Source organism: Bartonella sp. AP150HLJHH (assembly GCF_042196385.1).
Lineage (GTDB): Bacteria > Pseudomonadota > Alphaproteobacteria > Rhizobiales > Rhizobiaceae > Bartonella.
This window is the reverse complement of record NZ_JBHIQC010000002.1, coordinates 224,607-237,028: the sequence shown is the minus strand read 5'-3', so window position 1 is coordinate 237,028 and position 12,422 is coordinate 224,607. Positions and strand designations below refer to the sequence as shown.

Here is a 12,422-nt window from a genome sequence, read left to right as displayed (position 1 = left end):
GAGAAATTAATATAATCATAATGAAACTTGCACAAATGATAGATATTCGCTATGTCGAGAAAATGGTTAGTTGATACAGCATCTAATTCTCATTACTGTTTGAGATAAGAGATGTAAAGGTAAGAGTGTTATTAATGGCGCGCATTGTCATGAAATTTGGTGGAACATCTGTAGCAAACATTGAATGTATTCATAATGTTGCAAGGCATGTCAAAAGAGAGGTTGATGCAGGCAATGAGGTTGCCGTTGTCGTATCTGCGATGGCTGGTAAAACAAATGAACTTGTTCAGTGGACAAGTGATGCTTCCTCTATGCATAGAGATGCTCGTGAATATGATGTTGTGGTTGCTTCTGGTGAACAGGTTACGTCAGGTTTGTTGGCTTTGACACTTCAAGAAATGGGGGTGAATGCACGTTCATGGCTTGGTTGGCAAATTCCTATTCATACAGACAATGCGCATGGCCGTGCACGTATTACTAATATTGATGGATCTTTTTTAATCGAGTGTTTTCAGGAAGGTCAGGTTGCCGTTATTGCTGGTTTTCAGGGGTTATCTCCGGATAACCGGATTTCTACCTTAGGGCGTGGGGGATCAGATACAAGTGCTGTTGCTATAGCCGCTGCTGTACAAGCTGATCGCTGTGATATTTATACGGATGTGGATGGTGTTTATACAACGGATCCACGTATAGAGCCGAAAGCGCGTCGTTTACCAAAAGTAGCTTTTGAAGAAATGCTAGAAATGGCTTCTCTTGGTGCAAAGGTTTTACAGGTTCGTTCTGTTGAATTGGCAATGGTTCATAAGGTTCGTACCTTTGTGCGTTCAAGTTTTGAGGATCCTGATGCGTTAGGCATGGAGGATCCAATGAGTTCTTCTGGAACACTTATTTGCGATGAGGATGAAATTGTGGAACAACAAAATGTTACTGGTATTGCTTTTGCTAAGGATGAAGCACAAATTTCCCTTCGTCGGCTTGCCGATCGTCCAGGGATTTCGGCAGCAATTTTTGGTCCCTTGGCTGAAGAAAGCATTAATGTTGATATGATTGTGCAAAATATTTCTGAAGATGGCTCAAAAACTGATATGACTTTTACTGTACCATCATCAGATGTAGAAAAAGCCGTTACACTTCTTGAAAAGAATCGCAAAGAAATTGGATTTGATGTTCTCCAGTTTGAAAGCGATCTCGCCAAGGTATCTGTGATTGGTATTGGAATGCGTAGCCATGCAGGTGTTGCCGCTACAGCATTTAAGGCTTTGGCTGAAAAGGGTATTAACATTCAAGCAATTACGACCTCAGAAATTAAAATTTCTATTTTGATTGATAGTGCTTACACTGAACTTGCGGTTAGAACATTACATGCTGTTTATGCACTTGATAAGGGATAAGTATTTTTTAGTTTCAACAGAGTTTCAATAACGTAAAGCTTTAATATATATTAATAATTTTTGTTAAGGATATTTATATTTTAACTTAAATGGAATATTTAATACAGCAGGACTCTCTCATTTTAAACTTGTTCATGATGAATTTAAAATGGTCACTTATACATTACAAGAGAAAGATGTTTGGGTAAAAAACGGTTTAAGAAGGGATATAAAATATGCCGTCTATAAACGTTTTAGAGCCTATAGAGTGAGATGGAGAAGACTTTACGATAAGCCTTAATAGAACTAAGGAACAATGCACTGCGTTTATTCAAAGAATGCATGTTACATGAGGGACAGCCTCGTGAATACAGATTTAATATTATAAATCTTAGAGAAATGGGAGCTCATTGGATTAGTGACGGAATTACCAAAATAGAATTGATGATGTATTTTCTAGAGATGTTTAGTTTGTCATCAAATGATTGTTTATGACTTTATGTATATCTTGAAAATTTAATTTTTTCCGTATTACGAGGCAATAAAAAATATATCTCTATAGATAATATTTATGTTGCACTATAAGTTATAAAATTACCATGTATTATGCGTTTATAGCTTCTTCAGAAGTACTTTTCATAAAATCATGTAAATATAGATCAAAATTAATGATAATGTTACAGTGTGTTGCTTTTATGATTTTATTACTTAAATTTTTTTCATGTCTATTTCTCTTTTTTGAATTATGATTAAGATTTACAAAGTTTTTGATACCTCCATATGTTCTTTAGGTTAACTTTCTTCCCTTAACTACTCTATTATAAGTATTTTCTGTGTCATACTGCCAATCACACATGAAATACATTCTTTCGTTTTTGCAGTATATTGTGCTAGTTTCTTATCATTTTTACATATTTTGCAAATGGTGGTCTTTGTAAGTAAAGCTCTTCTTGTGAGAAATATAGCCATATTATTTTACTCTTCTTGTATTTTATGTGGCGTTGTATAAATTCGAAAGTCTCGGAAACATTGCTTTTTAAATTATCTATGAAGAGTATTTTATGGTATCAAGAAATATAGAGCGACCTCTTTAAACAAAAAGAAAATAAATATCAAATAAGAGCGGAAAAAGGGGAGAACAACGATATATATGCTCTATTTTTCCATCAATCATATGTTTTAGAATAGTCTAAATGACTAGGGGTTTCTTTTTTCCCGCGAGTTAATTACGTAAACTAGAGTGCTCCCTATGAAAGCATGCTTCAAGTTTAATTCTTTCATGGAGTGAGACAAGCGATGTGTCGATGATAAAAAACGGGAATATTTTTCCACTCCATTGTCAATTTAATAGTGATGTTATGACGTTGTTATTCCAAATAAATCTTTTGTTTTTTGTTACCTGTATCAATATCTAATGTCAGAGCAGATGCATATTTGATGGTATATTGAGACGGATAAGGGGCCTACGAGCAACTCCTGTTTTTGTATGCCAGATAGGAATAAGGATGTTGCGTATACCTAGTGGGGTAATTTCTGAAATGGAGATAAAACCTAATTGGGTGAGAATATGAAGCCATAAAAGTGAAAACCAACTTCCTTTTAATTCTGCTTTACAATTTTCAAAGGTATTGACAGCAATATCTTTTAAATAATGGATATTACACATTGGTTCACGTTTTTGTTTATTGCGTTATTTAAATCGTATATACCTTTCACGTAAAACAAAACGCTATTATAGTGCCAATTTACGCGCTTGTTTTGAAAAAATATCTCTCAAGTCCCCCAAGTCCATTTCACGGCACCGACCATGAATGGTATAACGGTAAAGCCATTGTGCGCCCCATCTCCTTCTTAGATCAAAGGTGTCAGTTGGCCGTCATCATTTAATTTTTAGTTTTCGTGTTGAACAACTCTTGTATGGATATGGTGAAGCAGTCTTCTTTCTTCAAATAATTCATATTTCTCCTCGGCTTGTGACGTGTAAGAGAATAGTCTTGATTGATTTATCATGTACAGATTTGAAATGAAGAAATCATACGATATTTGAACTCCATTCAAGATTTATAATGATAAATTAAATATTTTTTATCCAAAAATAATGTGCTTTTAAGCAGATAAAAATTAAAGTTATTTAGAATACCGCAATAAAATCAGTAACGAGGAGGGTGGTTTATTGGAAAAAAATAAACCATGGAATTACTTAACTGATTATTGAATTTTGCTTATTCTTATCTGTTTCGTATGATTAAACATAAGATATTGATTCATAATAATTAATTTTTTTATAGTGAATAATAGTCCTGACGAAAGGCAGCTTTTCTGAAACCACGAAGCCTTTTATATTGAAACAATTAAAATCATTTCTGTGCATATCATGAGTGGAGCTGGTGCATGAGTAAAAGAATATTGAAGAAAGAAATAAAAATATCTCTTATAAGTCTTCTTAAGAGTCAAAGGTGTTGTAACATTAGAGGCTCGTAAATAGTATGATGATGTTAGCTTTCTCCTTCATAAGTGTAAAGATGAGGCGAGACAACAGCTTTTACATTAAATATCGTCCGAACCCAACAAATGAGCGAAATCGTTTTTTAAAAGTTCTGCATAAAAATGTATTTTCAGTTAGTTTGTTAGGAACTATGAGAAATTCCTTTATTGCGCTTAATATAAATAAATCCATATCCCAGACCGATAAGGGCAGATAAACCTGAGCCACAAAGGACCCCAATTTTTGCCGCATCAAGCAGAATAATATCTTTAAAAGCGAGCATTGAAACAAAAATAGACATTGTAAAGCCAATTCCTGCTAAAAAACCAATGAGTAAAACGCCTGTCCAGGTCATATGAGGGGGTAGGCGGCATAGCCCTGATTTTACAGCTATATAACTGGCAGTGATAATACCAAGAGGCTTACCGATGAAAAGACCAATGACAACACCCAGAACAATCAAGAATGATTTGTCAGAAGAAAGATCAAAGTTTGCAAAACTTACTCCTGCATTTGCGAAGGCAAAAACTGGCATGATACCGTATGCAACCCATGGATGCAATGCTTTTTGAACACGTGTTACTGGGGCAATCATGGCCCGTTGTCCTTTGCGCATCTTTTTCAATGCTGTTGAAATATGATGCAGATCTGTTTTTGTATTTTTTTCTTGAAGAATTTGCATAGCGTTACTGAGCATGGTGAGTGGCGCTACAAGAGTACGGGTAGGAAGAACGGGAGTCATCATCCCTAAGATTACGCCAGCAAGCGATGGGTGAACACCTGTTACCATTAAACCCCACCAAATGATTGCACCAGGTAAAATGTAAAGCCATGCTGATGCAAGCCCGATCCACTGAAAAAATAGTACCAAAGCAATACCCGCTCCTGCAATCATTAAACCGCTAGGCTCAATGTTTGTTGAGTAGAAAAAAGCAATAATAAGAACAGCGATAATATCGTCAATAATTGCTAATGATAGAAGAATAATATGAAGATTAGAAGGAATTTTTTTTCCTAGAAGAGCAAGAATACCTAGAGCAAAGGCAATATCTGTTGCTGTTGGCACAGCCCAACCGCGGATATGTCCCTCGTTAAAATTAAAGATAAAGTAAATAATTGCAGGAACACAAACGCCCCCTATTGCAGCAACAATTGGTAAGATTGCTTGTTTAAAATCGGCAAGAGCACCTTCATGAATTTCGCGTCGAATTTCCATTCCTGCGACGAGAAAGAAAATAGTCATAAGGGCATCATTAACCCAGAAATGTAAATCCCATGAAAGAGTGAAATGACCCAAATTAAAGCCAAGAGGTGTATGCCAAAAAGATTCATAGAAAGCAGCATATTTAGAATTGGCAAAAATAAGTGCAGCAGCAGCAGCTAATAAAAGAACAACACCACTAAGAGCTTCAATATGGAGAAAACGCTCGATAGCAGAAAGCGCTTGATTGGTGACACGAGAAGCGCGATTAGGCAGGCGATTTGAAGATAAATCAGACATGAACAACTCCAAGAATCGACAATTTTAGATTCTATATTCTCTGTATAAATGACTCTGTGTGATACCTTCTGTATCATATAAAAGAAAAAAGAGGAATAAAGTTCTTAATTTATAGGTAAGATCATCATGTTTAAAGCACAAAATGTTTAAGGTGATGTTTCATTTTTAATAGTGAGATGTACTTTGCTTAAAGCCTTGGATAGATCATTTTGTAGAGCAGATTCGAGATCAACTATTGCGAGACCTTTATTATCGTTTGCTTTAATTTTAACGATCAATGTTTGTGAATTTTTAGCAAATTCTCCTAAGGATTTTGAAATTTTTTCTGCTTCGTCATGATTTTTTATAAGAATTTTTGGGGTCTGCGTCATCATTAGATAGAAATCGTCATAAAGTTCCTTTTTTAGATCATGTTGGCTGTCATTAAGGTTTTGCGCAAGATAAGAAAAAAGCTTATCAATGAAACCTGCATCCGTATATTGTATATTAATTTCATTGATGCCAAGGTCTTGAGACGCAGCAATCATTATATTTTTCTGACCAGAAAAAAGCTTTTCATCAACATCAATAACCTTAGCAGATATGTTCCCAGATCCAACGTTTTTCATATTGAAAGACATTGTATCAAGAAAGAGCATACGTTTTTTTTCATCGTAAGAAATATCAATTTTTCCTGAAACATTAAAGCGCTCAAGATTGATTTTTTTAAGCAAATTTAAGTCTTTTTCATTCATTTTTTTAGGTAAAACGGAAAGGTTATTGAGAGAAAGAAAAAGCTTTTTAGGGATAGGCTGTTTCCACAAACTTGGTTTGAATTGGAATGATTCGAGCGTTGCTTTCAACTGCGGTATATCAACGGTGATATTATCAACTTTGGCATCCGCTGAGGTAATGGCGAGCAGTATGTTTAGAAGAAGACCATTTTGTGCTACTTTTTCAGCGATTTTATTATTCTCTTTTCTTGCATTAAGATAAGCTTTGATTAATTTTTCAGGAGTTTGTTCAAGCGGTTTCATCTTTAAACCAGATGTTTTAAACTGTCCAAGGAAGAAAGAGCTGTTTTTTTCTGCCTCTTCAAAAATATCGACACTTATATTATTCAAAGAAATGGGGCCAGTAACGGTTTTACCTTGATTGAGAGCATTGTTTTTTCCAAAAATGATAGAGTAGGCATAGTTGATATCGATATCATGGGCTTTTATTGTATCACTTTTAGCCATAAGTTGCATCTGTTTGGCACCATTTGCTACGACCGTTTTAAGATCCATATTTTTGATACTAACTGAATGGATATGGTTATTTCTAAAATCAGAAAGCTGGAAATTCTTGATTTCAACCGTTTCTGTTCGGTTATTTTTATTTTCTATAGAAAGTTGTATATTGGGAGCAATAATTGAGGAAAGCTCAATACGCATCATTGATTGTAAAAGACGTGATGTTATCGTTCTATCCTTTTCTTTTAAGGATACATTCCGAAGAGAAATTTGGGGAATTTGCACGTGAATATTATTATGCTTTAAATCAACATTATAAAATGTAAAAGTTCCGGGAATAAAGGAAAGAGGAGGACGGGCAGAAATGGCACCAATTTTAAGTGATGTACCAGCTGGAACAGGTAATGTCACATTCTTCAAATTGATTTTACCTAGAATGCTTACTTCAGATGTTTCGGCTTTTATGGAATGACGGGCTATTTCTTTTCTTACAAAACTGTCAAGATAGGGTTTTGCAATATAAAATCCACCAACAATTATAATTGCCAAGATAGCAACAAATCCAATAATGCAAGTGAGCCAATATCTGAGGTTACTTTGATACCCACTATTAAGATTGACCATTCTTTCTTCTTTCATTTTTACCACTCTTTGAATTGAGAGTGAAGATAAATTCTTTTAAGCAACGACAAAGGTTTAAATATAGCGTGTACCAGTTTCAACAATTATCTACTCTCTATATTAGAGTTATTCTCATCTTTTTTACAATATAGCTTTATCAACTTTTATCAATTTTCTTTGGGTTCAGCACTTTATAGAAAAGCACGCATAATAAGGAGAGGCAAGTTTATGCGCATCATAATTTTTTATCACTTTAAAATTATCCTAAAATATTTCGATGTCTGCTTTTATCTTGCTGCTGTTTATAGGAATATTTAAAACATAAAAAATATGTTCTTGTTCATTATAATTTAATGGGGAGAGGTAAGTGTTATGACAGAAAATCAAATAATGGCTTTTTCGATCATTGGTCTCATGATGGTTGTTTTTATTTGGGATCGATTTCGTTATGATCTTGTTGCTATTTGTACTTTATTAATAGCTTGTGCCCTTGGTCTTGTCAGTCCGAAGGAAGCTTTTAGCGGTTTTAGTAATGATATCGTTATTATCGTGGGGAGTGTGTTTGTTGTCAGTACTGCTGTATCTCGCTCTGGTATAATGGAATTTATTATCCAACGGATATGGCCAGACGTGAAATCGGTGCGTCTTCAATTAGCTTTTTTGGTTCTTTCTGTTGTCGTATTATCAATGTTTGTTAAAAACATTGGTGCTTTGGCGATTATGCTTCCGATAGCTTTTCAGTTTGCACGTCGTTCTCAGGTTTCTCCTTCTGTCTTTTTGATGCCCATGGCCTTTGGTTCTTTGTTGGGGGGGCTTATGACACAGATAGGAACATCTCCCAATGTTGTTATTTCAGCGATGCAAGAACGTTTAGCAGGAACACCTTTTACTATGTTTGATTTTACACCAGTTGGTGCGGTTGTTGCGACGGCTGGTGTTGTATATTTGGTTCTTTTTTATTGGCTTTTGCCTGTGCGTGTGCGTTCAGGTGTATCGTTTGATGATGCCATTGATATTCGTAATTATGTTGCAGAAGTACATATTCCAATAAATTCACCGATTGTGGGAAAAAATATTGTTGATTTGGTTAAGCCATCAAGTGGTGATGTTATGGTGATTCAAATCATCAGAAACAAAGTATCTATTTCACCATTACCAGATTTTGTTTTGTCTGAAAATGATATTATTTTGCTGGAAGGATCACATACAGGGTTAGATAGCGTGATGAACTCTGCTCGTTTAGAGTTTTCTAAGGGGCGAACTATTGTTGCAGGTGATAAGGACAGTGATATTGATATTATTGAAGCAGTCATTACCCATAATTCACCTCTTATCGGTATTAGTGCGAAAGAGTTTTCTTTATTTGATCGCTATAATGTAAATTTGCTTGCGTTAAGTCGTCAACATGAAAGGGTGCGGGGAAGACTTGATGATATTATTTTCCATCTTGGAGATGTGATTGTTTTGCAAGGACAGGATGCAGTTATTCCAAATTTATTAAGAGAATTGAAATGCTTGCCCCTAGCAAAACGAAATATTGTGTTTGGAAATTTACGACATGGTTTCATCTCTTTAGCTGTTTTATTTATAGCAATTATTTTTACAGCTTTTCATATTGTTCCAGTTGCTTTTTCTTTCTTTTCTGCTGCTGCTGCAATGGTGATCTTTCGTGTTTTGCCCGCGCGTGATCTGTATCAGGCATTAGATGGCCCAATATTAGTGCTATTAGCGGCTCTTATTCCAGTGAGTGAAGCGTTAGAGAAAACAGGATGTACTGATCTCATTGGTCAATGGCTGAGCCAATTGGCAATATTTTTCCCGCCATCCGGTGCTTTAGCGCTTATGTTGGTGACAGCTATGTTGGTCACGCCATTTTTGAATAATGCAGCAACAGTGATGATGGTAGCACCAATTGCGTCAAGTTTTGCTCATTCCCTTCATTATAAGCCTGAAGCTTTTTTGATGGCTGTTGCAATTGGTGCGGGCTGTGAGTTTCTTACACCTATTGGACATCAAAGTAATATGCTCGTGATGGCGCCAGGAGGATATCGTTTTAGTGATTATCCACGTTTGGGTGCTCCATTGGCGGTGTTGATCGTTATTATTGCTGTTCCAATGCTTATGTGGGTTTGGCCCTTACAATAGGATATTTTTAGAAACTTTAAGGATCAATTATAAAAGGTTGTTAATCGTATGAAGATAAGTTGAAGGGATATACTTTATATAAAGAGCTTTAACTGAAGATTTGGAATTATACCACACTGTAATCATGGCGCTTCGGTATTTTGGATACAGATAAAAATTTATCTATTTGGTTTTAGTAGATATTCATGGAAATTTACTGTTTATTCAAGTTTTTTCAAGAATTGGTTTTTCTATTATAAATTGTATAATCCAATACAACCAACGATTGCGGTTGAAGACTTTAAAAGATTATCCCTCTATATAATGGAGAGAAAGTTCGCTTGAGATGATAGGCAATCATGATAAATATTAAGGCAGTGAATTTTTCATAATATGTAAAAGCTGTAATGTGAACAAACAGGGTGCTTACATCATTTTCGATTAAGACTGTTGCAAAAATCTGATTGAATTGGCTACATGTTGATTTAAAATAAATAAACGAGTAATTTAAAGATTTTTAGTTAATTAGGGCTACCATCTTTATCCATTTATGCGTAAAAGCACAGGTGAAGTAACTTTTTTCAAGGTATGATATATGTCGTATGATAGTTTTATTGCTGAAGTGAATGCAGAATTTCGTCAGGAAAAGGTGCTTGCTTTTTGGAGACGGTATGGTTTTTCAATTATTGGAGCAGCTATTCTTTTTATATTCATGATAGTTGCTTATCAAGTTTATCATCATACACAAATAAAGAAAGCTAGTTATATTGGTGATGCATTTGTAAAGAGTCTTGATCTTGTGGATACACGTGATTTTGATAAAGCGATAAAGCAATTAGAAACTGTTAAAACCTCTCATTTTGGGGGATATCCTTTTCTTGCTCGTTTACGTGAGGCTTCTTTACTCATGGAGAAAGGTGATATTATTAAGTCAGTGGAGATCTTTGATTCTGTTGCAGCGGATGAGAAAGCACCGCAGATTTTGCAGAAAGTTGCAAAAATTCGGGCGGCTTATATTCTGGTTGATACAGGGACATTAGCTGATGTTGAAAAGCGCATTAAAGATATGGCAAGTGATACCGATCCTATGCGTATGTCTGCAAGAGAAGCTTTAGGCTTAGCTGCTTATAAGGCGGATAAAATGGATGAGGCGGTTTATTATTTTAAGAAAATTTCTGAAGAAGGTTCTTTGGGTTTAAAAATAACAGATCGGGCTCGAATGATGCTTGAGCTTATACAAGCTGAGGGCAAGACAAATAAGGAATAAATCGATGAGCCTTACCATTGCTATCGTTGGTCGTCCCAATGTTGGGAAGTCAACGCTATTTAATCGTTTGGTTGGGCAAAAATTGGCTTTGGTTGATGATAAGCCTGGTGTAACACGTGATCGGCGTATTCATGCGGCAAAACTTCAAGATCTACGTTTTGATGTGATTGATACGGCTGGGCTGGAAGAAGCAGGTGATCATACACTTGAGGGGCGTATGCGTTCTCATACAAAAGTTGCAATTGATGAAGCGGATCTTATTTTATTTGTATTTGATGCAAAGAGCGGAATAACACCAAGTGATTTAAATTTTTCTTCATTGGTTCGCAAATCAGGAAAGCCAATTGTGCTTGTTGCCAATAAGTCTGAGTCAAGAGCGGCAACAGGAGGAGAGTATGAGGCGTGGTCATTAGGTTTGGGGGAGCCATGCCCAATATCGGCTGAACATGGTTTGGGACTTAGTGATCTGCGTGATGCAATTATAGATGCTGTTGGGTCAGAGCATGTTTTTGGCAACAACAAAGAAGAAGATAGAATGATACAACCTGCATCTGTTGGTGATGATGTAAAGGATTTGGACGAAGAGGAGCTTATTTACGATGAAAGTAAGCCCATTAGGATTGCAATTGCGGGGCGTCCCAATACAGGAAAATCCACTCTTATCAATAGTATGTTGAAACAAGAGCGATTGTTAACAGGACCAGAAGCAGGACTCACGCGTGATTCTATTTCTGTAGATTGGGAATGGCGTGGTCGTCATATTAAACTTTTTGATACTGCAGGTTTACGTCGAAAGTCGAGAATTCAAGAAAAATTAGAAAAACTATCTGTTGCGGATACTTTGCGTGCTATTCGTTTTGCAGAAGTGGTGGTCATTGTTTTTGATGCAACGATACCTTTTGAAAAGCAGGATTTACAAATTGCTGATCTTGTGATTCGTGAAGGGCGTGTTCCAGTTATTGCTTTCAATAAGTGGGACCTTATTGAAAACAGTCAGACCACATTGATTGATTTGCATGAAAAATGTGCGCGATTTCTTCCTCAAGTTCGTGGTTTGAGAGCTGTTCCTTTATCAGGACAATATGGTCAAGGGATTGATAAACTGATGGAAAATATCATGATGATGCACCGTGTATGGAATCGTCGCATTTCGACGGCTAAATTGAACCAATGGCTTGGAACTGTTGTGGCACATCATCCACCTCCTGCGGTTTCTGGACGTCGACTTAAGGTTAAATACATCACACAGGTTAAGACACGTCCTCCTGGATTTATGATTTCTTGCTCGCGCCCCAAAAGTATGCCTCAGTCGTATTTGCGTTACCTTGTCAATGGGTTACGTGAAACATTTGATATGTCTGGTATACCCATTCGCATATCATTACGAGCCTCTGATAATCCTTTTGCGACACGTTCTAAGAAGAAATGATAACTCTTTAATTTTTTAAGTGAATGAAATCTATACTTAAGAATCTTAAAAATAAGTTTTTTCAATGATCTTTCTTTTCATAAAATTAAAATTTTATTTGCTAAAGTTTTAATTTTATTGATAATCATTTATTTGCATGGCATGAGAAGAGTGTGATAGGGAGTATTTAAGAAAGAGTACATAATCCTCTTAATGGGTTATTTAAGTGCAAGAATAGATGCAATATGAGGGTAGGGGAATATAATTATGATGCTTGTTTGAAAACAGCATGAGATTATCGTTTCATAAAAATAAAGCTTATGAATAAGCGCTTTTGCTTACGATAGTTTGTCTGAATAAAAAGCAAAAATATTTGCTGAATCTACGGATATTCAATTGTAAAGAACGAAATTCATAAAAGTGGATTAAAAT

Annotated in this window: 7 protein-coding genes; 4 read left to right on the top strand and 3 right to left on the bottom strand. The window is 35.6% G+C overall.

Annotation, left to right across the window (positions count from 1 at the left end):
* Positions 1-134: 134 nt before the first annotated feature.
* On the top strand, positions 135-1,391 hold the full coding sequence (locus ACFING_RS02195) for an aspartate kinase (RefSeq protein ID WP_375612083.1): 1,257 nt from the start codon (positions 135-137) through the stop codon (positions 1,389-1,391).
* A 1,396-nt stretch (positions 1,392-2,787) separates the two neighbouring features.
* Here the strand turns inward: ACFING_RS02195 and ACFING_RS02190 are convergent.
* The 3 genes from ACFING_RS02190 to ACFING_RS02180 form a co-directional block, all read right to left on the bottom strand.
* Entirely contained in the window at positions 2,788-3,036 is a 249-nt protein-coding gene (locus ACFING_RS02190; RefSeq protein ID WP_375629565.1) for a hypothetical protein, read from the bottom strand.
* Between the two features lie 961 nt (positions 3,037-3,997).
* Positions 3,998-5,356, bottom strand: coding sequence for a Na+/H+ antiporter NhaA (nhaA, locus tag ACFING_RS02185; RefSeq protein WP_375629563.1), 1,359 nt, complete (start codon positions 5,354-5,356; stop codon positions 3,998-4,000).
* A 146-nt stretch (positions 5,357-5,502) separates the two neighbouring features.
* Positions 5,503-7,209: a hypothetical protein gene (locus tag ACFING_RS02180; protein WP_375621097.1), complete on the bottom strand. Its 1,707-nt coding sequence runs from the start codon at positions 7,207-7,209 to the stop codon at positions 5,503-5,505.
* Between the two features lie 354 nt (positions 7,210-7,563).
* Here ACFING_RS02180 and ACFING_RS02175 point away from each other — a divergent pair, with 354 nt between their 5' ends.
* From ACFING_RS02175 to der, 3 genes are all read left to right on the top strand, one after another.
* The gene (locus tag ACFING_RS02175; protein WP_375621096.1) at positions 7,564-9,336 is read left to right on the top strand and encodes an SLC13 family permease; all 1,773 of its coding nucleotides are present in this window, start codon (positions 7,564-7,566) and stop codon (positions 9,334-9,336) included.
* A gap of 574 nt (positions 9,337-9,910) precedes the next feature.
* Positions 9,911-10,582 carry a tetratricopeptide repeat protein gene (locus ACFING_RS02170; RefSeq protein WP_375629560.1) on the top strand — a complete coding sequence of 224 codons (672 nt, stop codon included), beginning with the start codon at positions 9,911-9,913 and terminating at the stop codon, positions 10,580-10,582.
* Positions 10,583-10,586: 4 nt separating this feature from the next.
* Entirely contained in the window at positions 10,587-12,011 is a 1,425-nt protein-coding gene (gene der, locus ACFING_RS02165) for a ribosome biogenesis GTPase Der (RefSeq protein ID WP_375629557.1), read from the top strand.
* Positions 12,012-12,422: the final 411 nt, after the last annotated feature.

Excerpts from the sequence above, each read along its gene's own strand:
- ACFING_RS02195 (WP_375612083.1), top strand. The coding sequence starts at position 135 with ATGGCGCGCATTGTCATGAAATTTGGTGGAACATCTGTAGCAAACATT.
- ACFING_RS02190 (WP_375629565.1), bottom strand. The coding sequence starts at position 3,036 with ATGTGTAATATCCATTATTTAAAAGATATTGCTGTCAATACCTTTGAA.
- nhaA (WP_375629563.1), bottom strand. The coding sequence starts at position 5,356 with ATGTCTGATTTATCTTCAAATCGCCTGCCTAATCGCGCTTCTCGTGTC.
- ACFING_RS02180 (WP_375621097.1), bottom strand. The coding sequence starts at position 7,209 with ATGAAAGAAGAAAGAATGGTCAATCTTAATAGTGGGTATCAAAGTAAC.
- ACFING_RS02175 (WP_375621096.1), top strand. The coding sequence starts at position 7,564 with ATGACAGAAAATCAAATAATGGCTTTTTCGATCATTGGTCTCATGATG.
- ACFING_RS02170 (WP_375629560.1), top strand. The coding sequence starts at position 9,911 with ATGTCGTATGATAGTTTTATTGCTGAAGTGAATGCAGAATTTCGTCAG.
- der (WP_375629557.1), top strand. The coding sequence starts at position 10,587 with ATGAGCCTTACCATTGCTATCGTTGGTCGTCCCAATGTTGGGAAGTCA.